Consider the following 23,580-nt stretch of genomic DNA (forward strand, 5'->3'; position numbering starts at 1 on the left):
TAACATGGCCTTATCTCCCTCCGTCATCCGCCGCCTCCATCGCTGGATCGGCCTTACCTGTGCTCTCACCGTCATGATCGCCTCCGGCAGCGGAGTGATCCACATGGTGATGACCTGGACCCAGTCACCGCCGCCGCGACCGCAACCCGGTGATCGCATCAACGCAACCGCCGTCCAGGTCACGCCCGCCGATGCGCTGGCCCGCCTCGGCCGCAGTGATGCCGCCGTGCAATCAATGTCGCTGCGAATGATTGGAGGGCAGCCGTGGTATCAAATGTTGGTGGCCGGTTCGCCGGTTCCGCTCTACGTGAATGCCGTGGATGGTCATGAAGATCCGGATACCGATGCGACCTACGCCAAGGAAATCGCCACGCGCTACGTCGGAGGTTCACCGGTGAAATGGGTCCGTCGCATGGACTCCTTTGACGGTGAATACATCGTTATTTTCCGCATGCTTCCCGTTCACCGCATAGAGGTGGAAGACGGCAGGGGCACCCGTCTCTACGTGAGCACGCTCACCGGCAGCGTGGCGCGGCACACGGATAACCGCCGTCAGTTTGAAGCGAATATTTTCACGTATTTCCACAAATACGCCTTCATCTCCAGCAAGCCTTGGCGCGATGGAGTCCTGGTTGGATTTACCAGCCTCGCCTTCCTTGCTTCTCTCTCCGGCATCGTGCTGTTTTTTGCGACCGCCCGTCGTCGCGTCTCCTGAAACTCCCTGAACATCTCTTATGAAATCCGTTTTTTTAATCCTTCTGATCTCTTCCTTTTTGACCCGTGCCTCGGCGGATGACTGCTGCGCCGCACCGGTGGCCGGCGTGGCTGCCACGGGCACTGAAAAGGAAATTGAAACCGCTCCTGCGCGTCATCCGCTCAAGGGTGTGGTGCTCGATGTGCTCGCCGAAAAATCCGCGCTGCTGGTGAAGCACGAGGAAATCCCCGGCGTGATGAAAGCGATGACGATGCTCCTCAAGGTCGATGCCGAAACGCTCAAATCCGACGCCGCGAAAAAGGGCGCCGCCATCACTGGCCAGCTGGTGCGCAAGACCGATGGCTGGTGGCTGGAGTCTTCGGTGATCGCGAAGTAACCTGGCGTTTTAGCGAAGGATTTATTGGCGATACACCGTCTGCATCTCGATGCAGGCGGTGCTGATTTTTTCGCGCAACGCGGCTGGTTTCACGACCTCGGCGGAGGAGCCCCAGCCGAGGACCCAGCGTTCGATTTCGGCGAGGGCGCCGAGGCGGAGCGTGAGCTCGAGTCCACCGCCGCGGAGCTCGCGAATCTCCTGTGACTCGTGCCATTCGCGTTCGCGAACTAGATCGGCGGCTTCGGGCTTGAAGCGGATGACCACTGTGAAATTCCCGTCTCCGCCGAGGACACCGAGGGCGTTGGCGAAGAATTTTTCGGGAGTAAAGTCGTCGGGCTTTTCGAAATGCTGTTTGGTGACGGCGACGTTGGTCAGGCGGGGCAGGGCGTAGGTGCGGAGAGCATTTCGCTCCAAGTCGTGCGCGATGAGATACCAAAGGTTTTCGCGGTTTGCCAAATGATAGGGACGCACGCGGCGACGTTCGGCGGCGGCGGAGCCGGGCTTGCGGTAGTCGAACTCGACTTCGTTGAGCTTGAGCACGGCGCCGCTCAAGGAGTTGAAGACGGTGAGGTCGGCTTTGCCGAGGCCCATGTTCTTAAACGAGACGGCGCGGAGTTCGTCGGCGGGAGAGAAAGAGATTTTGTCCTTCAGGCCGCCGGCGAGTTTGTCGAAGGCGATCTCCAGCTGGCGGTGAAATGGAGTGCCGCGATATTGTTCGAGCGCGCGGCGGGCGACGAGGAGGGCGAGGAGTTCGCCCTCGGTGACCTGCACGGTGGGAAATGAGTTTACCGGATGGGTGTAACGATAGGCCTGGATTTGCGCGTCGTATTCGATGGGCAGATCGAGGCGGTCGCGCATGAAAGCGATGTCGCGGACGATCGTCTTGCGACAGACTTCGAGGGCTTTGACGAGCTTCGTGCAGTTGACGAGCGTGTTGCGGCGGAGCTCGTCGTGGATGCGCATCATGCGTTCGAGCGGCGGGCGGGAAAGCTGGGCGCGCGGATTCATTGGAAAATAAAATACAGATTATTGAGGCTGGGACAAGCAATGTCCCATGCGGCTGGTAAGATGAGCGCATGAAAACCCGCACCACCCGTGCCAAAGCCATCCCTCGTTCCGCATCCCGCGTTTCTGCTCCCGTGATTGAACTCAGCTGGTCTCATTTTGGTATTTCCTACCGTGTCGGGACCTGGCCCGACGTGGTGTTGGAGCGATTGATCGGCGACCGCTGGGAGCCGGTGGCGATCAGCGAAGGACTGCTGGCGTCCGGTAGTGTGCAACTGGATACTCCGGCGTGGCGGCGCTATCTGGACTTCGTGCCGGCGGGCGAACGGATGTTTTTGGAGAAGTTTCGCTTCGGCCGTCTCGGGGCTTTGCTCATCGTGGCCAATTGCCCGGGAATGCTGGCGGACCTGGACGAAACTCCGGCGCTGGTTTCGTTTTTGGCGGCGCATGACGAACTGCGGGGAACCGGCGAACTGCGTTGGGACGAAGTGGCGGCGGTGCATGAGCGGGGAGGAGTCTTTGCGGTTCTGGAGTGGCTGGGCTTGCCGGCATCACGCCAGACATTGGCGATTCTTCGCAATCTGGTGGATCCGGACGTGCCGCGCCGGTTGCTCGAGCCGCTGCGGGCGCTGCTCTGGCGTCCGGAAGCGACCATGGTTTTGGAGCGGTCGCCTGAACTGACCGACCGTCAATTGGCGCGCTACTGCCATGCGCTTGCAGCTTAATGCGGGCGATTGAACATGGGGCAATGCACCGACTGTGAATAAGTTTTTCCCCCAAACAGGGGTTAAATAGAGGAGATGTCTTGACCGGTGTGGGGTAAAATGGGTTGAAATGGGGCACTGTGGGGGCCTTCGCGGCTTTCCTATGTCCTAATGGTCCTTTCCGGCACAAGTTACACCGGCCTTTTCAGGCACACGCTCGACGACAAAAATCGTGTTACGATTCCGTCTGCGTGGCGCTCTGCGCACGGTGAAGGGGAGCAGTTCCTCGCGACGCCGCATCCGGACGGTTACATTGCCATTCTGCCGCCCGCCGAGGTCGCCAAGTTGCGCACCAAAATCGAGGCCATCGCGTTGTCCGACGGCTCGGGACAGGACTTTGCCGCCCGTTTTTTCTCGCAGACGCAGACCATCGGCTTCGACAAGCAGGGGCGCATCATGGTCAACGGCGACCTGCTCACGCATGCCGGCATCTCGAAGGATGCAGTGCTCGTGGGTTCGCTTACGAAATTCAGCCTTTATAGCCCCGACCGTTGGAGTCGGGTGGAGCAGCGGACCGCCGGGGAGAACTTCGGCGATCTCATGCGCCGCATCGGAATATAACCCATGCGTCCAAGTCGTCCCCTTCTTCCGATCCGCTCGCTGGAACTACCAGCCCGACTCGGCCGCCGCCAGCGTTGGAGCGTTCCGTCGATTGCCGCCACGGATGTCCGCGTTCGTTTCGAGCAGAGCAACCGCGCTGTCGCCATGGCCGCCCGTCCGGTGTGGCTGCGCGGTCCGCTCTTCCGTTATTCGCCTTCGCAACCGTCGTCCGCCCCCGCGCGCCATGCAGCCTGAGGCCGCCATTGTTGCCATGACGCCGACTCCCGGACACCAGCCCGTTCTCCTTCGCGAGACGCTCGACCTGCTCGCCCCGCGTTCCGGCGGCCGCTACCTCGACGCCACGTTTGGCGGCGGCGGGCACACGCGTGCAATTCTGGAAGCCGCCCCCGGCGTCAATGTCGTGGCGCTTGACCGCGATCCCGCTGCGCAACCCCGCGCCGAAATCATCAGCATGGAATTCGAGGGCCGGTTCGCGCTCATCGACCGTGACTTCGGTCGCCTCGGTGAACTTCCTGTGGATAAGTTCGACGGCATCCTCTTCGACTTCGGTGTTTCGTCCTTCCAACTCGACGATGCCGAGCGCGGTTTTTCGTTTCGCAACGACGCTCCTGCCGACATGCGCATGGACCCGCGTTCGGGCGTATCCGCCGCCGTGTGGCTAGAGACCGCCACCGAGGAGATGCTCGTCCGCGCCATCCGCGAATACGGCGAAGAGAAAAACTGGCGTCACGTGGTGCGCGCCATCATGGCCGCCCGTGGCACCGGCACGCTCAGCCGCACCGCCTCGCTGGCCACGCTGATCTCCGAGGCGATTCCTCCCCGCGACCGTTTCACCTCCAAGATTCATCCGGCAACGCGCGCGTTCCAGGGCATCCGCATCGCCGTGAACGACGAACTCGGTGCCATCGAGCGTGCGCTGCCCGCCGCCTTCGAACGTCTCGCTCCCGGCGGCGTGCTCTGCGCGATCAGCTTCCATTCGCTGGAAGACCGCATTGCCAAACAATACTTCCGCCATCTCGCCGGTTTGCCCGAAGGCGAGGACGACCACCGTCCGCAAGACCTGCGCGTGAAACACGCCGATCTCCTTTCCCGCCGTCCGATCACGCCGTCCGCCGACGAGATCGCCGCCAATCCCCGCAGCCGTTCCTCCAAGCTGCGCGCCCTCCGCAAACTGTAACCAATCCCCACCGCCTAAAACCTCTCCGCGCCCAAAGCGCCTCCCCGCCATGAACAAGAAAGACACCCACGCCTTCGTGAACCAGCTCCTCATCTACACGCTGGTTATGATCTGCTTCAGCGGATCCATCGGTCTGGGCACCGTCTGGCTGCGTCACCAGATTTCCCTTACGGCCAATAACACCAAGCTCCTTGAGCAGCGCATCGTCGAGGCCGAGCGCCACCTCTCCGAACTCAACACCCAGGTGACCGGTGAGCAGTCCATCGACGTGCTCGCCCGTCGCAACACCGAGTGGAAGCTCGGTCTCGTTCTCCCCAAGGAGCCGCAGGTCGTGCGCGTGAGCGAATCGCCGGAGCGCCGTCTCGCCTCGCGTAACAACGCCGAGGTCTTCGCCCCCGAAGCCGTCATCACGGGCACGGTTACTCCCGTGCGTTTCCGCCTCGCCAACAATTCCCGCTAACAACCGCTCCGCCTCGCGCCGCTCTGATTCATGTCCAAAGGTTTCGCATCCAACTACCGTATCGTGCTTCTCGGAGCTGGCATTCTTGCCTGCTTCGGTTGCATAGGTATCCGGTTGCTGGATCTGCACGTGTTCGAGCGCGAGCGGCTGATGAGCTTTGTTGAACGCGCGCGCCGCCAGATCACCGTCGAGTCTGCCAAACGTGGCGACATTCTGGATGACAAGGGCGACCGTCTCGCCACCTCGCGTTCCCTGATCGTTCTCGGCGTGGATCCCCAGGCTCTCCTCAAGGCCGACGAACCCAAGTGGCCCGAGCTCGCCCGTCTGCTCAACATGCAGCCAGCCGAGCTCGCCCGTATTTTCAACACCAAGACCCGCGGCAGCGTCGCGGCTCCGTCCACCGCCGCGACCGCCGAATCCACCGAGGCTTCGGCCGAAGAAGTGTCCGCTTCCGGTGAGCGCCTGATCCGTTGGGCCAAGCTCAGCGAAGCGGTGGAGGAATCCACCTACGACCAGATCAGCAAGCTCGGCATCAAGGGCGTTTACGGCAACCGCACCTACACCCGCGCGTATCCGCACAACCAGCTCGCCGCGCACTTGATCGGCTTCGTTAACAAAGCCGGCGAACCGGCAGCCGGCGTCGAGGCCTTCGCTGATTTCTACCTGCGCGGTCAGGACGGCTGGCGCGAATCCGAGAAGGATGGCCTGCGCCGCGAGCTCGCCCAGTTCCGCAATCGCGAAGTCTCCGCGACCGCCGGCTACACCGTGCGTCTCTCCATCGATTCAGCCATCCAGCACATTGTGGAGCAGGAGATCGACGAGATCGTCAAAAAGTTCAACCCGAAGAAGGTCACCGTCATCGTGAGCGATCCGCACAGCGGCTTCGTGCTCGCCCTTGGTAATTACCCGACCTTCAACCTCAACGAATACAACGAGCTTTCCAAGGACGAGATGGGGCAGATGCGCAACGTCGCCATCACCGACATCCTCGATCCCGGTTCGACCTTCAAGATCGTCGCCGCTTCCGGCGCGCTCAACGACGGCCTCGTCCGTCCCGATACGCGTTTCAACTGCTCGATCGACTCCATCGAATACAAGGGCAAGCCGCGCCGTTTCATGCGCGATGACCACGAGTTTGATCATCCGCTCACAGTCGCCGAGATCATCAGCCACTCCAGCAACGTCGGCGCCGCCCAGCTCGGCATGCAGCTCGGCGAACAGAAACTCTACGACTACGCCCGCGCTTTCGGCTTTGGCGAGAAGAGCGGCTTCCCGTTTGGCGGCGAAGTTTCCGGCTACCTCAATACGGTGGATAAATGGAGCGGTGTGGATATCACGCGCATTCCCGCCGGTTACAGTATCTCGGCCACGCCGATGCAGATTCACATGGCGATGGCTACGATCGCCAGCGGCGGCATGCTCATGCGTCCGCAGGTCATCCGCCAGGTCACCGATGAATCTGGAGAAGTTGTGTATAACTTCACCGGCTCCGTCCGCCGCCACGTTATCTCGACCAAGACCGCCGAGCAGATGGCGCGCATGCTTCAAGGCGTCGCTTCCAAGGAAGGCACCGCTCCGATGGCCGCGATTCCCAACTTCGAGGTCGCGGGCAAAACCGGCACCGCCCAGAAGCTCATCAACGGCCGCTACTCCGAGCGCAATCACGTCGGTTCCTTCGTCGGCTTCTTCCCCGCGAGCCGTCCGCGCGTCGTAATCACCGTGATCGTCGACGATGGCAAACCCGCCAATGGTCGCGTCGGTTACGGTTCGGTCGTGGCCGCCCCGAGCTTCAAGCACATCGCCGAGCAGCTGATCCAATACATGGATATCAAGCCGGTGATCGAACCAGGTCGCAATCTGCTGGTCATGGATGGAGGCCGTCGATGATCGGCTATCTCACTCAAAACCACGCGCTCATCAGCGCGTTTCAACAGCAACCCCGCGCCGTGGCTTTCACCCGTCGCGCCTCCGATCCCGTCAGCAACCGCGTCTTCAAAATGGCACCCAAACTCTCCGAGTATTTCAGTGAGAACGAGGCGATTGCCGTCAAAGGCTCCCTCGACCGTCCGATCTCCGGCCTCGTGATGGACAGCCGCCGCGTCGTGCCGGGCACGCTGTTCTTCGCTTTGCCCGGACTTCGTTCCGATGGCGCCGGTTTCATCGACGAAGCAATCAACCGCGGTGCCGTTGCCGTCGTCACCCAGAAAATCCCCACGCCTACGCCGGCCAAGGTGACCTTTATCCAGGTTGCCGACGCCCGAGCGACGCTGGCCGCGGTCGCCCGCCGTTTCTACAAATTCCCCGACCGCGATCTTCAGGTTGTCGGCGTCACCGGCACCAACGGCAAGACCACCGTCACTCATCTCATCAAGCATCTGCTCAACGGTGAGCAGCGCGTGGGCTTGATCGGCACGATCAACTACGACCTCGGCGCCCGCACGGTTCCTTCCTACAAGACCACGCCCGAGTCGCTCGATATTTTTGGCATGCTGGCGCAGATGCGCGACGCCGGCTGCAAACAGGCCGTGATGGAAGTCAGCTCGCACGGCATTGATCAACAGCGCGTGCTCGGTCTCGAATTCGGCGCCGCCGTCTTCACCAATCTCACCCGCGACCACCTCGATTATCACAAGTCGATGGAGGCCTACTTCGATGTGAAGACCCGTCTTTTCACCGGCCACACCGGTGCCGAGCCGAAAGTCGCCATCGTCAACATCGACGATCCCCACGGTGTGCAACTTGTGGATAAGATCCACGCCGCTGTTCCCGGCAACCGCGTGGTCACCTACGGCGAACATGCCTCCGCGCAAGTCCGCGCCGAGAACGTCTCGCTCAACTTCAAGAACACGACCTTCAAGCTCGTCTGGCCCGAGGGCGAAGTGCTCGTCGATTCGCCGCTCATCGGCCGCTACAACGTGAGCAACCTGCTGGCCGCGCTCGCGACCGCTTACGGGCTCGGCCGCGATCCGCGCACCGTGCTCGGACGTCTCCGTGATTTCGCCGGAGTTCCCGGGCGCATGGAGCGCATCGAGGAAGGCCAGGCTTTCAATGTGCTCGTGGATTACGCGCACACCGATGACGCGTTGAGCAACGCCCTCGGCATGTTGCGCACCATTACTCCGGGCCGCCTGCTCGTGGTGTTCGGCTGCGGTGGAAACCGAGATCGCGCCAAGCGTCCGATGATGGTCAAGGCCGTGCAGGAATACGCCGACTTCGCCTTCGCGACGGCCGACAATCCGCGCAACGAAGCGCTCACCCAGATTTTCAACGACATGCAGTCCGGCGTCACCGCGCCGCTCAAGATGACGTGGATCGAGGACCGCCGCCGCGCCATCAGCCTCGCCCTCGACATGGCCAAGCCCGGCGACTGTCTGCTCATCGCCGGCAAGGGCCACGAGACGTATCAGGAATTTGCGGACACCGTCAGCCCGTTCGATGACCGCCAGGTCGTGCGCGAGTTGATCGAGATCAAACAAATCAACCAACACGCGTGATCTGCCGTGCCCGTCTTCACCCCAGAAACCCTCGCCGCCTGGACTTCCGGTAAATGGACGTCGTTGCCGTCGTCGCCGCTGACCGGCTACACCACGGACACGCGCCAGCTGCGCAACGGACAGGTTTTCGTCGCGCTCAAGACCGACAAACGCGACGGCCACGATTTTCTGGCGACTGCGCAAACCGCCGGTGCCAGTGCTGCGCTCGTCGCGCGCGCCAATCCGGATATTGCGCTCCCGCAACTCGTCGTCGCGGATCCGCTCCTGGCATTCCAGGCAATCGCCCGTGAACACCGCCGCACATTCCGCGGCCCCGTGATCGGCATCTCGGGCAGCGCGGGCAAGACCTCGACCAAGAACCTGCTCGCGCTGTTGCTCGGCGGTGAAGCGGGCGGAGTGCTGGCTACCGAGGGCAACCTTAACAACCATCTCGGAGTTCCGCTCACGCTCACACGCATCGATCCCGAGCGTCATCAATTCGCGGTGATTGAAGCCGGAATCAGCGGCCCCGGTGAAATGGAAGTGCTCGCCGGCATGATCGAGCCGGACTTTGGAATCATCACGCTGGTCGCACCTGCGCATTTGCAGGAACTCGGTGGCATCGAGGGCGTCGCGCAGGCCAAGGCCGCGTTGCTGGCCGGCGTGCGCACGGGGGGCTCCGCATTGTTTCCCCAATCCTGTCTCGCGTTCGAAGCATTCCGTTCGCTCAAGGCCAACACCTGGCGTCTCGGCCGCGCTGATATCGCACTGCAGTCCGATCTGCCGCCGGCCAACACGTTTTTCACGCTCATCCAGTGCGCCGAGGAAACGCTCATCGCGATGCGCGATTCAGTCACGGGCAAGGCGCTCAACTTTGCCCTGCGTCGCGTCTCCGACGGCATGGCGCAAAACGCCGCGCTCGCGATCCGCGCCGCGCTGTTGCTCGGCGTGCGCGCCGACACGATTCGCGAACGTCTCACCCACTGGCAGCCGGCCGCGTTGCGCGGCGAACTTCGTCACGAGGACGGACGCTTGCTCTATATTGATTGTTATAACGCCAACCCCGCGGCGATGGGTGACGCGCTGGATGCGTTCTACGCGCTCGCGCCGGAAACCGAGCCGCGCCTGTTGGTCATCGGCTGCATGGGCGAACTCGGTGCGGACTCGGCCATGTATCACCGCGCGCTGGGTCGCTCGATCCGGCTGCGTCGCACCGATCGTCTGATGATCATCGGCGACGATGCTGAGTTGGTGCGTCAAGGTGCGTTGGAAAACGGAGCCGTTGCCGCGCAGGTCGACGTGGTTGCTTCGCTGGATCCCGTGCGCGCCCGACTCGACGGATTCAAGGGTGCCGTGTTCATCAAGGGCAGCCGTCGTTATCAGCTCGAAACCATTTTAACCGGGGAGGCTGCGCTCGCCGCGCATTAAACCATGTTAAGTTACCTTGCCGATTATGAACAATACTGGGGGCCGCTGCGTGTGCTGCGGTTCATCACGCTGCGCACCCTTCTCGGCGCCGGCACGGCCACGCTCATCGGTTTCATCATAGGGCCGTGGTTGATCCGCAAGCTGCGCGCGCTCAAGTTCGGCCAGCACTACGATGACGACCGCACGGGTGAACTTGCCCAGAAGTTCGACAAAAAGAACACGCCCACGATGGGCGGATTGCTGATCTTTTTCTCGGTGTTCATCAGCACCGTCCTTTGGGCCAAGCCTAATATCTGGGTCGTGGTCGCGCTGTTTGTTTACGCCGCACTCACTGCGGTCGGCTTCCGTGACGACTACCTCAAGGTCGTCAAAAAGAACCGTGACGGCATTTCCTCGCGCGAGAAAATCGTGTGGCAGACGCTCATCACAATCATCGCCCTGGCCGCGCTCGTATGGCACCCGATGAGCGCCGACAAAATCCGCGAGCTCTGGGTCCCGTTCCTCAAGTATCCGATCCTCACGGCCATGCCGGTCGCGGCTTTGTTCGTGTTGGTGTTCTTCTGGGTGGTCGGCTTCAGCAATGCGATCAACCTGACCGATGGTCTCGACGGTCTCGCCATCGGTTGCACGATCACCGTGGCGCTGGTCTACGGCATCATGGCCTACGCGGCGGGCAACGTGAAAATTGCCGAGTATCTGCTCATCAGCCACGTGCCCGGCACCGGCGAACTTGCGGTGATTTGCGGCGCACTGGTCGGTGCGGGCATGGCGTTCCTGTGGTATAACTCCTATCCCGCCGAGCTCTTCATGGGTGACACCGGTTCCCTCGCGCTGGGTGGCCTGATCGGCATGATCGCCTTCATGGTGCAGCAGCCGCTCACGCTGGTAATCGTCGGCGGCGTGTTCGTGGTCGAGGCGATCTCGGTGATCATCCAGGTCGGTTTCTTCAAATACACGAAGCGTCGTTGCGGTGAGGGCAAACGCTTCTTCCGCATGGCGCCGATTCATCACCATTTTCAAAAAGCCGGCTGGCCCGAGACGAAGGTCGTTCTTCGTTTCTGGGTGATCTCGCTCATGTGCGCACTCGCCGGACTCGGCACGCTTAAACTCCGCTGATGTCACTCATTATACCCGAATTCATCGATCCGCTTCTTGCGCATCCCGTGGCCATTTTTGGCGGCGGGGTGAGCGGACGCGCGCTCGCGGCGCTCGTCGCCAAGGTCGGCGGCACCGGGGTGATCTTTGATCAAAAAGGTCTGGACGGTGCGCTCACTGAATTTCGTGGTGCGGCCGCCTCAGCTCATCAGCTGGTGATTTATTCGCCGGGATTTCCTCCCACGCACCCGTGGATATCCGAAGCGCGTGCGGCCGGTGCGGTGTGTTTGTCGGAGTTGGATTTCGCCTCGTTGTTCTGGCGCGGCTCGGTCGTCGCGATCACCGGCACCAACGGCAAGACCACGCTCACGGAATTCCTGACGCACGCGCTGCGCTCGGTGGATCGTGACGCTTACGCGACGGGCAACATCGGGTTCTCGTTTTCACAACTCGTCACCGAGCGTGACGGCGGCGCGCCTGATTCCATCGCGGTGTGCGAAGTCAGTTCGTTTCAATCCGAGACGCTCCGTTACTTCCGCGCCGATGCGGCGTTGTGGACCAACTTCGCCGAAGATCACCTCGAGCGTCACGGCACGATGGAGGAGTATTTCCAATCCAAGTGGCGTTTGTTTGAACGCAGCGTGGGCGGCCATGTATTCGCCGGCAGCAGTGTGCAGCGCTACGCGGAAAAATTTGGCCAGACGCTTCCCGCCGAGGCTCACGTATCGACGGAAGAGCAGGGGGGCGACGTGTTGTTGCGCGGCACGGTGTTCGCGCATTATCCGCAGCGGGAAAACTTCCTGATCGCCGCCGCCTGGTGGCGGAGCCACGGCCTGCGCGAGACGGCGCTCTATGCCGCCGCGCAGTCGTTCAGCCTGGGCGAACACCGTCTCGCCCGCGTCACCGTGCGCGACGGCGTGACGTGGTGGAACGACTCGAAGGCCACGAATTTCCACGCAGTCGAGGCGGCGGTGGCGGGCTTTGCCGCACCGGTGATCCTGATCGCCGGCGGCAAATCGAAGGGCGGCGATGTCGCTTCTTTCGTGCGCCGGCTTGCGCCCCAGGTGAAGCATGCTTTTTTTATCGGTGAAACGCGCAGTGTGCTGGCGACCTTTGCGGGCGCGAGCGGACTGCGTCACACCGTATGCGGTGATTTAAACGAGGCCGTCCGCCGAGCGGCGGCCCTCGCTGTCGCCGGCGATAACATTCTGCTCAGTCCGGGGTTCGCGAGTTTCGATCAGTTCAAAAACTACGAGGACCGTGGACGGCAGTTCGTTGCGCTTGTGAATAGTGTGGGCGCAACCGTCGTCTAAGTCTTATCTTCATCTCAAATTTCCAAAACCAAACTCATCTATGAAACTCGTTAAAATCTTCGGCGTAGTCATGGCCGTCCATGCCGCCGTATTCATGTTCGTCTTCGCCATTCCCGGCTGCCGTTCCACCGGAAAAAAGTCCGCCATCGCATCCGCACCCGTAACCGGTTCCGACGCTTCGCCGATCGGTGCTTCCGATAATCTCTCGCCCGTTTCCGAGCCCGCGCCGTCTTCCGATCTCGCAGCGGTGCGCTTCAGCCCGACGCGTCCCGGCTCTACCGCCGCCACGACCATTGAAACCGCTCCGGTAGAAACTCCCTCCGCGACCTACACCGTCGTCAAGGGCGACAACCTCTGGTCCATCTCGAAGAAGCACGGCGTCACCGTGAAACAGCTCACCGCCGCCAATAACATGCGCGCCGATTCGACGCTGAAGCTCGGCCAGAAGCTCACGATCCCCGGCAAGTCCGGTGCCGCGCCCTCGGCCGCCACCGCTCCCTCGGCTGCCAAGACGGTGGCTCCCGCAGCTTCCGCTCCGGCCGCTTCCGCCGCGGTCACGCATGTGGTCAAGGCCGGTGAAACCCTCGGCGCCATCGCCAAGAAATATCAGGTCAAGGTCGGCGAGATCGCCACGGCCAACAACATTGCCGATCCCACCAAGCTCCGCGTGGGCCAGTCGTTGAAGATCCCTGGCTGGCAGGCTCCCGCCGCCAAGGCCGGCGCCACCGCCAAGCCCGCTCCGGCGATCAGCGCTCCCGTGACGACTCCGACTCCCACACCCGCAGCTCCCGCTGCGCCGATCTTCAGCTCGCCGTTGCTCGAGTCTTCGCCGGCTCCCGCCGCCAGCTCGCCTTTCATGACTCCGGCTCCCGAGTCTGCCGACGCTCCGATCATTCGCGTCGAAGAATCCGGTGCGCCCAAGATCGAATAAGGCATCCGAGTCTGATTAACCCGACTATCACGCTCCACGGAATCCGCCCAGATGGCCCACGACGTTTCTGCGCCCGACCTGCATCGCGGTCGTTTCGCATTCAATCCGGCAGCCATCATCGTCGTCTGTGCCATCGGGCTGGTTTTCCTCGGACTCACGATTCTGTTTAGCGCGACGATTTCGTTTCGTGGCGGACCGTATTCGTATCTGACCAAGCAAATCATCGGGGTGGCGATGGCCGCGACTGCGGCGTTTGTGGTGAGTCGCATGGACCTCGAATACGCCCGCCGCCATGTGTGGGTGGTGGGTGGCGTGGCCATCTTCGGTCTGTTTTTGGTGCTGATTCCCCACATCGGAATCGAGGTCAAAGGCAGCCGTCGCTGGTTGGGACTGGGGCCGCTCCGCCTCCAGGTTTCCGAACTCAGCAAAGTCGCGATGGTCTTCTGTCTGGCGCATTATCTGGCGCTTAACCAGACGCGCATCGGCCATTGGAAATTCGGTTTCGCGCTACCGATCGGCATCGTGGTGGCGTTCGCGGCGCTCGTCGCGAAGGAACCCGACCTCGGCACGGCCGCGCTGATTTTCGCGGTCGGCGTCCTGATGATTTTTTTGGCGGGTGGCAGCTGGCGCTACATCGTGCCGATCGTGATCGTGGCGATGGCAGTGTTGACCGTCGTGGTGATCTTGATCCCGAACCGGCTCCAGCGTTTCACGGCCTATCTGGATGTGGAGGCCAACCGCCAATCCGGCACCTATCAGCTTTGGCAATCGTTGCTGGCCTTCGCAGTTGGCGGCAAAGACGGCGTCGGTCTGGGGCAGGGCAGACAGCAGATGAGTTTCCTGCCCGAGGCGCACACGGATTTTATTTTCGCGGTCATTGGTGAGGAACTGGGGATGGTCTTCACGCTCGGCGTGGTCGGCGTGTTCACGATCATCTTCATCGCCGGGTTTATGCACCTGCGCCGTGCACCCAACATGTTTCAATACCTGCTGGTCTCGGGTGCGATCCTGATGATCTGCCTCCAGGCGATCATCAATCTCGGTGTCGTCACCGGCGTGTTCCCGACGAAGGGCATGTCGCTGCCGTTCATCAGCGCAGGCCTCTCCAATCTGCTGCTCATGGGCGTGCTCATCGGCATCATTCTTAACACGCAACGCACGTGGTCGCGCACCGGGCTCGGCTCCGGCCGGCGGTCGATGGAGGAACTTTCTTGAGCACCTATCTCATCTCTTGCGGCGGCACGGGCGGACATCTTTCTCCGGGCATCGCGCTCGCCGAGGGCCTCGCCAGTCGTGGACACAAGGCCACGCTGCTCATCAGCCAGAAGCGTGTCGACGCGCGCCTGATCGAGAAATATCCAGACCTGAATTTCGTGCCGATTCCCGGCGCGCCTTTCACGCTTCAGCCCGGTGGCTTCGTGAAGTTCATCGTGTCGCAGACGAAAGGTTTTTTCGTCAGCATGAAACTGGTTCGCACGCTGAAGCCCGCCGGCATCGTCGGATTCGGCGGCTTCACGACGGCGGCAATCATCGTGGCCGGCCGGTTGCGCGGCGTGCCTGTCGCGTTGCATGAAGCCAATCGCGTCCCCGGTCGTGCCATTCGCACGCTCGCCCGTTTTTCGCGCCGCGTTTATCTGCCGCCCGGCATCAATCTGCCGGGTTTGCGCGAGGGTGTGATTCGTCACGCCGGTCTGCCGGTGCGCCGTGAGATCACCCGTCTGCCGCGCGAAGAGGCGTGCCGCCTGCTCGGTCTCGATCCGTCGAAAAAAGTGCTCTCGATCTTCGGCGGAAGCCAGGGTGCGACTGTGCTCAACGACTGGGCGCGTCGCGAGCTGCCGCAACTCGCGCTTGAAGGCATCCAGCTTTATTGCGTCACGGGTCTTGGGAAGGGCATGGCGGAAGTGCAGACGCTGACCGCGGCCGATCGTTCGAAAGTCACGGCGGTGTTTTCTCCCTTCTGCGATCAAGTGGCCGCGCTGCTCTCGGCCTCCGATCTCGTCATCGGTCGTGCGGGCGCGGGATCCATCGCGGAGCTGATTCGCTGTGAGACGCCGGCGATCGTGCTGCCGTATCCGCACGCAGCCGATGATCATCAACGCGCCAACGCCGTGTGGTTCGAACAGCAGGGCGCGGGACTCGTGATCGAGCAGACGAAGCTGCCCGAACTGACGGCCGCCGTGTTCTCCTTGCTACGGGATGACGCACGCCGTCAAAGCATCCGCGCCCACCTGAACCGTCTCGATCACGAAGCCACGCTGACGCTGATCCTCGATGATTTAGAAAATTTGAATGCCGGCGCCAAGCCCGCCGCATGAGCACGGTGTTGCCGCATCTTTTTGGTCATGAAGTGACCGCGATCCATTGCGCCGGCGTGGGCGGTATGGGCGTGGGGCCGCTGGCCATTTATCTGGCGCGACGCGGATTCCGCGTGAGTGGCGAAGATGACGCGATGGTCGATGCGATGCGCGTGCAGTTGCAGCGTGCCGGAGTCGTCATCACCGGCGCGGGGGAAATTCCTGCGGATTGCCACCTGGTCGCCTGTTCGTCGGCCATCGGCCCCGCTCATCCGGTGATGCTGGCGGCGAAGGCGCGCGATCTGCGCGTGGTGCGGCGCGGCGAACTGCTGGCCGAGGCGACGCGCGACCGCCGCCTCATCGCTGTGTGCGGTTCCCATGGAAAAACCACGACCACCGCGATGGTGATCGCGGCGTTTCGCTCGGCCGGTTTCCCCGCAGGTTATGTGCTCGGCGGATTGTTTGCGGATGACGCGATCGCGCCCGCCAGTGCCGGCAGCAACGACTGGGTCGTGGCCGAGATCGACGAGAGCGATGGCACGATCGCGAGCTTCTCTCCCGAAATCACGGTGGCGGTGAATCTCGATTGGGATCATCCCGATCACTACCGCACGGCGGCCGATTTGGAGAGGGCGTTTCATTTGCTCTTCACGCGCACGAAGCGCGCGGTGCTGGTGAACTCAGGCTGCGATTTTACACGCAACGCGACGCGGCAACTCAGCCAGCAAGCCATCACCTTCGGCGAAACGGGCGATTATCGTGGCGCGCTCGGTGCGGCGCTGGGTGCGCATACCGAACTCAGCTTGGGCGGAGGGTTTCCTTTTCCGGCCGCCACGGTGCAGGCCATGGGAGATTTTAATGTGTTGAACGCGACGGCTGCGCTGGCGGTCGCCCACATCGTGGGCGTCGAAGGACTTTCCGGACGGGCTCTGGCGGATTATCCGGGCGTGCGCCGGCGTCAGGCCGTGCTGCATGCGGCGAAGGATTTGACGGTGATCGAGGATTACGCGCATCACCCGGCGGAGATCCGCGCGTTGCTCGGCAGCTTGCGCACGCGCGGCGACGGCCGGCTTGTAGTTGTTTTTCAACCACACCGCTTCAGTCGCACGGCTCAATTCAAAGAGGCGTTTGCCGCCGCGCTCGCGTTGAGCGACGCGGTTTATCTGCTCGATGTATATGGTGCGGGCGAAGCTCCCATCGCCGGTGGCACGACCAGGGATCTAGAGAACGAGCTCAAGCGAACCGCGCCGGCACTGCCGGTGGTTTACCACGAAGGCGATCCTGGGGCGACGTTGTCGGCGCTGAGCGCCGGACTTAAGCCGGGTGACTTCGTGGCCTTTGTTGGCGCGGGCGACATCGATGGGATGGCGCGCGGCTGGCTTGCGGCAATCGAAGCGGCGCGCTGGGACGCAGTGGCGGCGGCGCTGCGCGAGGTGGTTTCACCGCAGACCAAGGTGAAGCGTGAAGAATCGCTCGCTCGCAAAACCACTATTGGTCTCGGCGGTGCGGCGCGCATTTATGCGGAGCCGGCGGACATGGCGGATTTGCAAGCGCTGGTGAAGACGGCGAAAGCGCGCGCGTTGCCGCTGATCATCCTCGGCCGCGGATCCAATCTGGTCGTGCCGGACGAGGGCGTGGACGGACTCGTGATCAGCCTGCGCCAGCCGGCGTGGGAAATATTTGAACCGCGGGCCGATGGGCACGTGTGGGCGGGCGCGGGACTGCGTTTGAAAAATCTCTGCGGGCTTGCGGCCAAGGCGGGCTTGGTGGGCTTCGAATTTTTGGAAGGTATTCCGGGCAATCTGGGCGGTGCGTTGCGCATGAATGCGGGAGCGATGGGCGGCTGGATGTTTGACGTGGTCGACTCAGTCTCGGTGATGACCTTCGACGGCGAAGTGCGCACCTTGAAGAAGTCGGAGATGCACGTGGACTACCGGCATTGCGCGGAGTTGCATGACGCCATTGCTCTCGGGGCGTTGCTCAAACCGGCTTCGCAATCCGAAGCCGCCTCCATCGCGAAGCAGATCGAAGCCTACAAAGAAAAGCGCCAGAAGTCGCAACCTCGCGAGCCGAGTGCGGGCTGCATTTTCAAGAACCCGCCCAATGATTCCGCCGGCCGTTTGATCGATGCCAGCGGGCTCAAAGGCGAGCGGGTGGGGGATGCGGAAGTGTCGACCATTCACGCTAATTTTATCGTCAATCGCGGTGATGCCACGGCCGGCGACGTGATTGAACTGGTGCGTCGGGTGCGCGCCCGCGTCGAGCAGGCGCAAGGCGTGACGCTCGAACCCGAGGTGCTGCTTTACGGCAAACAATGGAAGGACGTTTTATGAACATGAAAGAACCGATCATCGCCGTTTTTAGCGGCGGCACCTCATCCGAGCGCGAGGTTTCACTCGGTTCGGGCGCCGCTTCGGCCCTCGCGCTCGCCCGCAGTTTTCCCACGCGGTTGTTCTCGATCGATGCCGATGCATTGCCTGCGGGGCTCGACCCGGCCCGGCATGTGGTATTTTCCACGCTTCACGGCACGTTTGGCGAAGATGGCGGTATGCAGCGCTTGCTGGATGCGGCAGGTGTGACCTACGCCGGCTGCGATGCCGCCGGCAGTGGGTTGACCATGGACAAAGCTGCGACCAAAGCCGCCGCCGCCGCGCAAGGTGTCGGTGTGGCCAAGGGACTGACTTTTTCCGCCGCGCAAAAACCGACGGCGGACGCGGTCATCGCCGCTTTGGGTGATCAGGTCGTGGTGAAACCCAACGATCAGGGCAGCAGCGTGGGCCTCACAATGGCGACCGACCGGACTGTCTTGGCTCAGGCGCTCGACGGTATCACGGCGGGCAACTGGCTGATCGAGCAACGGCTGGTTGGACGTGAGTTGTCGGTGGGCGTTTTGAACGGCAAAGCGATGGGCGTGGTTGAGATCCGGCCGAAATCGGGCGTCTATGACTTCGCCAGCAAATACACCAAGGGCGCGACCGAGTATTTTGCCCCGGCACCGCTTTCCGATGAGCTTACCAAAACCATCCAAAAGGCCGCTGAAACTGCTTTTGCGGCGTGCGGTTGCCGCGACTATTCGCGGGTGGACTTCATCCTCTGTGAGCAAAATGTGAATAACCCCCTTTATTTGCTCGAAATCAACACGCTGCCCGGCATGAAAGAGACCAGTCTTTTGCCCATGAGCGCGCGCTGCGCCGGGCTGGATTTTACCGCGTTGGTCCGTGAATTGGTGAGTCCTGCCTTGCAGCGTTTTAGCAAGGGTGCCTGACCTTCTGTTTTTTTCATGAGCCAGTCCCATTTAAATCCTCCTTCGACCCGCTCCTGGCGCGATATTCCGCAGCCGGTGCGTCCGCGTGCGATGGGTCGGGAAGGCAAGAAGCGTCTGGTGATGGCCGTGGGCAACATCGTCGGCCTCGTGCTCGTGCTCGGTGCCGCCGGCTGGGGCGTTTTCGAAATTATTCATCTGTGGGAAACCAACCCCACGCGCATCACCGCGCCGACCAAGGGCGTGCCGGTCCGTGATTTCGCGGTGCGCACTGACGGTGTGCTCGACAAGGCCTGGGTGCAGCGGACGCTTGAGCTACCCAAGGCCTCCAGCCTGATGGAGCTCGATCTCGTGGATCTCAAGCGCCGCCTCGAGGAGAGCGGGCAGGTGAGCAAGGCGGTCATTGAGCGCAAGTTTCCCGACGTGCTCGTCGTCACCTTGCAGGAGCGCACGCCGGTTTCCCGTGTCATGGCGCGCATCGGTGATGCGGTGCCGGTCGCCTTTATGGTGGCCCGCGACGGCATGGTGTATTCGGGATTTGGATATGATCCCGTGATGACCGAGGCGCTTCCCTTTATCGATGGCGTGAAGCTCGTTCGCGAGGGTTCCGGCTTTGTGCGGATTGAGGGCATGGATGCGGTGGCCGATCTGCTCGGCACGGCCCAGGCCGCGGTGCCGGCGATCTATCACAGTTTCAAGATCGTCTCGCTTGCCCGCTTCGGACTCGACCGAACGCTCGTGGTGAAATCGACCGAGGTCGAGGTGATCACCTTCGGTTCTTCACAGGACAGTTTTTACCGCCAGCTCGCCCGGCTTGATTACATCCTCGGTGAAACCCGCCGCCAGAACGCCACCGGCCAGCTGAAGTCCGTCAACCTCGCCATCGGCGACAAGCAGGTGCCGGTTTCCTTCGACACCACGCCTGACAGCTCTGCGGGCTCCCGTTCCTCGACCGCTGCAGTGATCAGGCCCGGACAGACCTCGGGCACAGCGCTCTTCTCCCTTCCTCCTCGTAACTCTTCTCCCACGAAACGTGATTTCTAGAACCAAGTTTATCGGCGCCGTTGAAATCGGCACCTCCAAGGTCACCGTCCTCATCGGCGAGCTCACCCAGGGCCGCACGCTTCACATCATCGGAGTCGGCGAGTGCCAGTCGCGCGGCGTCATCAAGGGCGCCGTCGCCGATTTTAAGGCCGCCAGCGAGGCCACTCACAGCGCGCTCATGGCTGCCGAGCAGAGCGCCGGCACGCGCATCGACGAAGTCTATCTCGCACAGACGGGCGGACACCTTGAGGGCTTCTACAACGAGGCGGCGGTCAACGTTTCCTCGGCGGACAATCTCGTCAGCTCGCCCGACATCGACACCGTCTGCCGTCTGGCCAAGGCCAAGAATCTTCCCGAAGGCCGCATGGTGGTTCACCACCTCCGCCGTCCCTTCCGTCTCGATGGCCGCAACGTGCCCGATCCCGAGCATCTCGTCGGCCAGCGCCTTGAGGCCGGCTACTGGACTGTGCACGGTCAGGAAGGCAAAATCGCCGACAACATCCATGTCATCCGCGGCTTCAACGTCCGCGTGGCCGAGCTCATTCTCTCCAGTCTCGCCTCGGGCACCATGCTCGCCTCCGCCGAGGACAAACAGAACGGCGTGCTCGTGATCGATGTCGGCGCAGGCACCACGGATTTTGTGCTCTACCGTGATGGTTGCGCGCAACTCACCGGCGTGCTCCCGGTCGGCGGCGTCCATCTCACCAACGACCTCAGCCTCGGACTTCGCGTGACCGAAGGTCAGGCCGAGAAACTCAAGCTGCGTTTTGGCCGCGGCACGGTGGTCACCAAGGACCGCTCAGAGAAGGTCTGGCTCAACGGCGATTTCGCCATCGGCGACCGCCAGTTCCCGCGCCACGCCATCGAGCAAATCACCGCGGCCCGCACGACCGAATTGTTCGAAGTCGTTCGCAAAAAACTCGGCGCCGCTTTCTCGCCCGAAAAAACCGCCGCCGGTATCATCCTCACGGGTGGAACGTCCAAACTGCCCGGCATCGATGAAGCCGCCGCGCGCGTCTTCGGTGTGCAAGCCCGCCTCGGTGAAGCACCGGGCTGGGTTGCGGAAAATCTTCGCGATCCCGGTTTCAGCAGCGTGCTGGGCCTTCTCCAATACGGACTCAGTTCCCGAGCCGATCTCGCCGCGCCCCGCGCCGCATCACGTGCGACCGGCTGGGTTAAGAAACTCTTCGCCACCGCCTGAACCCAACCCACGAGGATCACGTCATGAATCCCAACGAACTCCCGCTCAGCCACGAAATCCTCACCGACCGCACGATTGCGATCAAGGTCGTGGGCATCGGCGGCGCCGGCGCCAACGCGGTTGACCGTCTCAAGATGGAGAACCTCGACCGCCTGCAGATGGCGGTGATTAACACCGACCACCAGGCGCTTTCGAACTCGCCGGTGCAGGACAAGATTTTCATCGGCGCGTCGATCACCCGCGGACTGGGCGCTGGCGGAGATCCCGATCTCGGCCATGATGCCGCCGAGGCTGATCGCGAAAAAATCGCCGCCGTCGTTAAAGACTGCGACATGGTTTTTCTTGTAGCCGGCATGGGCGGCGGCACCGGCAGCGGCGCGGCTCCCACCGTGGCGGAAATCGCCGCCGAGTCCGGCGCGCTGGTCATCGCGTTTGTGACGATGCCGTTCACGTTTGAAGGCGGTCGCCGCGTCAAACAGGCCGAGGAAGGTCTGGCCGCTCTTCGCAAGGTGTGTGACGCGGTTATCCCGCTGCCCAACGACATTCTTCTCCAGCAAGCCGAGGAAGGTGAAACCGCGTTGGATTCCTTCGCGCGCGCCGACGAATGGATTGGCCGCGGCGTGAAATCGATCTGGTCGATGTTGTTCCGCACGGGCCTCATCAATCTCGATTTCGCCACGCTCCGTCAGGCCTTCCACACGCGCGGCGGGAAAACGCTTTTCGGTTTGGGCTCCGGCAGTGGTGAAAACGCCGTGGCCGAGGCCATCGAAGGTGTGAAACAATGTCCGTTGCTCGCCACGCCTGAGTTCGCCCGCAAGGCCGATCGCCTCCTCGTGAACATTGTGGGCGGCACCGATCTCACGCTGCCCAAGGTGAATGAAATCATGACGGCCGTGACCGAGCAGTTCGGCCGCGATTCCCATGTGATCATGGGTGCGGTGATCGACGAAGACATGCAGGGCAAGGTTGAGGTCGTCGTGCTCGGCACGAGCGACATCGGCGGTCGTTCCGGTGGTGTGCGTCGTCCGTCGACGCTGGCCCGCCCCACGCGTGCACTCACGCCTGCCGCCGCCCGTGCGTCCGGCGAGTTGCCAATTGAAGCCGAAACATTTGCCGCAGCGCCCGTGACGGCCGGCAAGGCCCCTGCGACGACCGCGACGGCGGTTGCTTCAGTCCGGGCATCGAACGGCGAACTCCCGCTGGTGACGGCGCCGGTGGCCCAGGACGAATTCTCCTTCAACGAGGTGGAAAGCCGCGGTCATTTCGACAAGACCGACCGTAATCTTTTCGAAGGCCAGGACCTCGATGTCCCCACTTATTTGCGCAAGGGCATCAAGCTGGCGCTGTAAGCACACGGAGGGCGGGAGCGGGCAGGGGTGCTGATTTGTAAAGCACCCCTTGGCAAGCGGTCTGCTTTGTGCACCATCGCGGCTTATGTTCGTAGACGAGTGTGTAATCAAAGTTCAAGCCGGTGACGGCGGTCGTGGAGCCGTAAGCTTCCGCCGCGAAAAATACGAGCCGTGGGGCGGTCCCAACGGTGGTGACGGTGCCCGGGGTGGCGACGTCATCCTGCTCGGCGATGACGACACCAACAATCTCATCGATTATAAATACAAGCCGCACTGGAACGCCAAGGCCGGCGAACCCGGTCGCGGCTCCGACCAGTTCGGCAAGGAAGGCGAACACTGCATTCTGCGTCTCCCTCTCGGCACGGTCGTGATTGACGAGGAAACCGGCAAGGCGGTCGCCGAGCTCATCGAAGACGGTCAGCGCATCGTTCTCTGCAAAGGCGGCAACGGCGGCTGGGGCAACACGCATTTCAAGACGCCCACCAACCGTGCTCCCAAACGCGCCAACGCCGGCCAACCCGGTGAAACCGGCAAGTTCCGCCTCGTGCTTAAGAGTATTGCCGACATCGGCCTCGTCGGTTTCCCCAACGCCGGCAAGTCCTCGCTTACCGCGCGCATTACCAAGGCCCGCCCAAAGACCGCCGCGTATCCGTTTACGACGCTGCATCCGCAGATTGGCGTTATCGAGTATCCGGAAACCTTTGATCGTCTGCTGATGGCTGACGTGCCGGGTATCATCGAGGGAGCCAGTGAAAACCGGGGCCTCGGCCACCGTTTCCTGCGCCACATCGAGCGCTGCACACTGCTCATGTTCCTCATCGACATGGCCGGCACCGACGACCGCGATCCGCGCGACGACTACAAGACCCTCGTCGATGAACTGAAGCTCTACGACAAGGCGCTCCTTAAAAAGCCCCGCGTCGTCGTGGCCAACAAAATGGACGTCGCCGCCTCCGCCGCCAACTTGAAGAAATTCAAGACGAAGCATAAGGTGGACATCATCAAGATTTCCGCGCTGACCGGCACGGGGCTTGCAGAGCTCACCCAGGCGTTGCGGAAACGCGTCATCAAACACGGCGGAAAGCCCCGTCTCATCAAAAAAACCGGCGCCGTCGGATCGTCCCTTTAGTCC

The 23,580-nt window shown here is 62.2% G+C and carries 22 protein-coding genes; 21 read left to right on the forward strand and 1 reads right to left on the reverse strand.

Annotation, left to right across the window (positions count from 1 at the left end; all coding sequences use genetic code 11):
- Positions 1 to 4: 4 nt before the first annotated feature.
- Both FPL22_RS16770 and FPL22_RS16775 read left to right on the forward strand, forming a co-directional pair.
- Positions 5 to 715: a PepSY domain-containing protein gene (locus tag FPL22_RS16770; RefSeq protein ID WP_162525360.1), complete on the forward strand. Its 711-nt coding sequence runs from the start codon at positions 5 to 7 to the stop codon at positions 713 to 715.
- A gap of 19 nt (positions 716 to 734) precedes the next feature.
- The gene (locus FPL22_RS16775) at positions 735 to 1,091 is read left to right on the forward strand and encodes a copper-binding protein (protein ID WP_144354193.1); all 357 of its coding nucleotides are present in this window, start codon (positions 735 to 737) and stop codon (positions 1,089 to 1,091) included.
- A gap of 21 nt (positions 1,092 to 1,112) precedes the next feature.
- Here FPL22_RS16775 and FPL22_RS16780 read toward each other — a convergent pair whose 3' ends face one another.
- The gene (locus FPL22_RS16780) at positions 1,113 to 2,099 is read right to left on the reverse strand and encodes a helix-turn-helix transcriptional regulator (protein ID WP_144354194.1); all 987 of its coding nucleotides are present in this window, start codon (positions 2,097 to 2,099) and stop codon (positions 1,113 to 1,115) included.
- Positions 2,100 to 2,167: 68 nt separating this feature from the next.
- Here FPL22_RS16780 and FPL22_RS16785 point away from each other — a divergent pair, with 68 nt between their 5' ends.
- From FPL22_RS16785 to obgE, 19 genes are all read left to right on the forward strand, one after another.
- Positions 2,168 to 2,821, forward strand: a complete 654-nt coding sequence (locus tag FPL22_RS16785) for a hypothetical protein (RefSeq protein WP_144354195.1) — start codon at positions 2,168 to 2,170, stop codon at positions 2,819 to 2,821.
- Between the two features lie 150 nt (positions 2,822 to 2,971).
- A complete protein-coding gene (locus FPL22_RS16790; protein WP_144354196.1) occupies positions 2,972 to 3,421 on the forward strand; it encodes a division/cell wall cluster transcriptional repressor MraZ in 450 nt (149 codons plus the stop codon).
- Positions 3,422 to 3,424: 3 nt separating this feature from the next.
- Entirely contained in the window at positions 3,425 to 3,655 is a 231-nt protein-coding gene (locus FPL22_RS16795) for a hypothetical protein (RefSeq protein ID WP_144354197.1), read from the forward strand.
- Positions 3,656 to 3,671: 16 nt separating this feature from the next.
- A complete protein-coding gene (rsmH, locus tag FPL22_RS16800) occupies positions 3,672 to 4,598 on the forward strand; it encodes a 16S rRNA (cytosine(1402)-N(4))-methyltransferase RsmH (RefSeq protein WP_144354198.1) in 927 nt (308 codons plus the stop codon).
- 49 nt (positions 4,599 to 4,647) lie between these two features.
- A complete protein-coding gene (locus FPL22_RS16805; protein ID WP_144354199.1) occupies positions 4,648 to 5,058 on the forward strand; it encodes a hypothetical protein in 411 nt (136 codons plus the stop codon).
- A 30-nt stretch (positions 5,059 to 5,088) separates the two neighbouring features.
- Entirely contained in the window at positions 5,089 to 6,945 is a 1,857-nt protein-coding gene (locus FPL22_RS16810; RefSeq protein WP_144354200.1) for a peptidoglycan D,D-transpeptidase FtsI family protein, read from the forward strand.
- Positions 6,942 to 8,552, forward strand: a complete 1,611-nt coding sequence (locus FPL22_RS16815; protein ID WP_144354201.1) for a UDP-N-acetylmuramoyl-L-alanyl-D-glutamate--2,6-diaminopimelate ligase — start codon at positions 6,942 to 6,944, stop codon at positions 8,550 to 8,552. Before FPL22_RS16810 ends, FPL22_RS16815 begins: the two co-directional genes overlap by 4 nt.
- 6 nt (positions 8,553 to 8,558) lie before the next feature.
- Complete coding sequence (locus tag FPL22_RS16820; protein ID WP_144354202.1) at positions 8,559 to 9,959, forward strand: UDP-N-acetylmuramoyl-tripeptide--D-alanyl-D-alanine ligase; 1,401 nt, start codon at positions 8,559 to 8,561, stop codon at positions 9,957 to 9,959.
- 3 nt (positions 9,960 to 9,962) lie between these two features.
- On the forward strand, positions 9,963 to 11,075 hold the full coding sequence (mraY, locus tag FPL22_RS16825) for a phospho-N-acetylmuramoyl-pentapeptide-transferase (RefSeq protein WP_144354203.1): 1,113 nt from the start codon (positions 9,963 to 9,965) through the stop codon (positions 11,073 to 11,075).
- Positions 11,075 to 12,367, forward strand: a complete 1,293-nt coding sequence (gene murD, locus FPL22_RS16830; RefSeq protein WP_144354204.1) for a UDP-N-acetylmuramoyl-L-alanine--D-glutamate ligase — start codon at positions 11,075 to 11,077, stop codon at positions 12,365 to 12,367. Before mraY ends, murD begins: the two co-directional genes overlap by 1 nt.
- 40 nt (positions 12,368 to 12,407) lie before the next feature.
- Positions 12,408 to 13,298 carry a LysM peptidoglycan-binding domain-containing protein gene (locus FPL22_RS16835; RefSeq protein ID WP_144354205.1) on the forward strand — a complete coding sequence of 297 codons (891 nt, stop codon included), beginning with the start codon at positions 12,408 to 12,410 and terminating at the stop codon, positions 13,296 to 13,298.
- A 51-nt stretch (positions 13,299 to 13,349) separates the two neighbouring features.
- Complete coding sequence (locus FPL22_RS16840; protein WP_144354206.1) at positions 13,350 to 14,513, forward strand: FtsW/RodA/SpoVE family cell cycle protein; 1,164 nt, start codon at positions 13,350 to 13,352, stop codon at positions 14,511 to 14,513.
- Positions 14,510 to 15,613, forward strand: a complete 1,104-nt coding sequence (locus tag FPL22_RS16845) for a UDP-N-acetylglucosamine--N-acetylmuramyl-(pentapeptide) pyrophosphoryl-undecaprenol N-acetylglucosamine transferase (RefSeq protein WP_238991460.1) — start codon at positions 14,510 to 14,512, stop codon at positions 15,611 to 15,613. Before FPL22_RS16840 ends, FPL22_RS16845 begins: the two co-directional genes overlap by 4 nt.
- A complete protein-coding gene (gene murB, locus FPL22_RS16850; RefSeq protein ID WP_144354208.1) occupies positions 15,610 to 17,925 on the forward strand; it encodes a UDP-N-acetylmuramate dehydrogenase in 2,316 nt (771 codons plus the stop codon). The genes FPL22_RS16845 and murB overlap by 4 nt, the downstream gene beginning before the upstream one ends.
- 2 nt (positions 17,926 to 17,927) lie before the next feature.
- Positions 17,928 to 18,857 (forward strand): D-alanine--D-alanine ligase family protein, encoded by a 930-nt coding sequence (locus FPL22_RS16855; RefSeq protein ID WP_144354209.1) that lies wholly within the window; start codon positions 17,928 to 17,930, stop codon positions 18,855 to 18,857.
- A 15-nt stretch (positions 18,858 to 18,872) separates the two neighbouring features.
- Complete coding sequence (locus FPL22_RS16860) at positions 18,873 to 19,898, forward strand: cell division protein FtsQ/DivIB (RefSeq protein ID WP_144354210.1); 1,026 nt, start codon at positions 18,873 to 18,875, stop codon at positions 19,896 to 19,898.
- Positions 19,888 to 21,099: a cell division protein FtsA gene (ftsA, locus tag FPL22_RS16865; RefSeq protein WP_238991461.1), complete on the forward strand. Its 1,212-nt coding sequence runs from the start codon at positions 19,888 to 19,890 to the stop codon at positions 21,097 to 21,099. Before FPL22_RS16860 ends, ftsA begins: the two co-directional genes overlap by 11 nt.
- Positions 21,100 to 21,122: 23 nt before the next feature.
- Complete coding sequence (gene ftsZ, locus FPL22_RS16870; RefSeq protein ID WP_144354211.1) at positions 21,123 to 22,448, forward strand: cell division protein FtsZ; 1,326 nt, start codon at positions 21,123 to 21,125, stop codon at positions 22,446 to 22,448.
- A gap of 85 nt (positions 22,449 to 22,533) precedes the next feature.
- The gene (gene obgE, locus FPL22_RS16875; protein WP_144354212.1) at positions 22,534 to 23,577 is read left to right on the forward strand and encodes a GTPase ObgE; all 1,044 of its coding nucleotides are present in this window, start codon (positions 22,534 to 22,536) and stop codon (positions 23,575 to 23,577) included.
- Positions 23,578 to 23,580: the final 3 nt, after the last annotated feature.

Origin of the sequence: Rariglobus hedericola (genome assembly GCF_007559335.1) — a bacterium.
Taxonomy (GTDB): Bacteria; Verrucomicrobiota; Verrucomicrobiia; order Opitutales; family Opitutaceae; genus Rariglobus; species Rariglobus hedericola.

What these genes read in the sequence shown, in the direction of transcription:
- FPL22_RS16770 (WP_162525360.1), top strand. Translation starts at nt 5, where the DNA reads ATGGCCTTATCTCCCTCCGTCATCCGCCGCCTCCATCGCTGGATCGGC.
- FPL22_RS16775 (WP_144354193.1), top strand. Translation starts at nt 735, where the DNA reads ATGAAATCCGTTTTTTTAATCCTTCTGATCTCTTCCTTTTTGACCCGT.
- FPL22_RS16780 (WP_144354194.1), bottom strand. Translation starts at nt 2,099, where the DNA reads ATGAATCCGCGCGCCCAGCTTTCCCGCCCGCCGCTCGAACGCATGATG.
- FPL22_RS16785 (WP_144354195.1), top strand. Translation starts at nt 2,168, where the DNA reads ATGAAAACCCGCACCACCCGTGCCAAAGCCATCCCTCGTTCCGCATCC.
- FPL22_RS16790 (WP_144354196.1), top strand. Translation starts at nt 2,972, where the DNA reads ATGGTCCTTTCCGGCACAAGTTACACCGGCCTTTTCAGGCACACGCTC.
- FPL22_RS16795 (WP_144354197.1), top strand. Translation starts at nt 3,425, where the DNA reads ATGCGTCCAAGTCGTCCCCTTCTTCCGATCCGCTCGCTGGAACTACCA.
- rsmH (WP_144354198.1), top strand. Translation starts at nt 3,672, where the DNA reads ATGACGCCGACTCCCGGACACCAGCCCGTTCTCCTTCGCGAGACGCTC.
- FPL22_RS16805 (WP_144354199.1), top strand. Translation starts at nt 4,648, where the DNA reads ATGAACAAGAAAGACACCCACGCCTTCGTGAACCAGCTCCTCATCTAC.
- FPL22_RS16810 (WP_144354200.1), top strand. Translation starts at nt 5,089, where the DNA reads ATGTCCAAAGGTTTCGCATCCAACTACCGTATCGTGCTTCTCGGAGCT.
- FPL22_RS16815 (WP_144354201.1), top strand. Translation starts at nt 6,942, where the DNA reads ATGATCGGCTATCTCACTCAAAACCACGCGCTCATCAGCGCGTTTCAA.
- mraY (WP_144354203.1), top strand. Translation starts at nt 9,963, where the DNA reads ATGTTAAGTTACCTTGCCGATTATGAACAATACTGGGGGCCGCTGCGT.
- murD (WP_144354204.1), top strand. Translation starts at nt 11,075, where the DNA reads ATGTCACTCATTATACCCGAATTCATCGATCCGCTTCTTGCGCATCCC.
- FPL22_RS16835 (WP_144354205.1), top strand. Translation starts at nt 12,408, where the DNA reads ATGAAACTCGTTAAAATCTTCGGCGTAGTCATGGCCGTCCATGCCGCC.
- FPL22_RS16840 (WP_144354206.1), top strand. Translation starts at nt 13,350, where the DNA reads ATGGCCCACGACGTTTCTGCGCCCGACCTGCATCGCGGTCGTTTCGCA.
- murB (WP_144354208.1), top strand. Translation starts at nt 15,610, where the DNA reads ATGAGCACGGTGTTGCCGCATCTTTTTGGTCATGAAGTGACCGCGATC.
- FPL22_RS16855 (WP_144354209.1), top strand. Translation starts at nt 17,928, where the DNA reads ATGAAAGAACCGATCATCGCCGTTTTTAGCGGCGGCACCTCATCCGAG.
- FPL22_RS16860 (WP_144354210.1), top strand. Translation starts at nt 18,873, where the DNA reads ATGAGCCAGTCCCATTTAAATCCTCCTTCGACCCGCTCCTGGCGCGAT.
- ftsZ (WP_144354211.1), top strand. Translation starts at nt 21,123, where the DNA reads ATGAATCCCAACGAACTCCCGCTCAGCCACGAAATCCTCACCGACCGC.
- obgE (WP_144354212.1), top strand. Translation starts at nt 22,534, where the DNA reads ATGTTCGTAGACGAGTGTGTAATCAAAGTTCAAGCCGGTGACGGCGGT.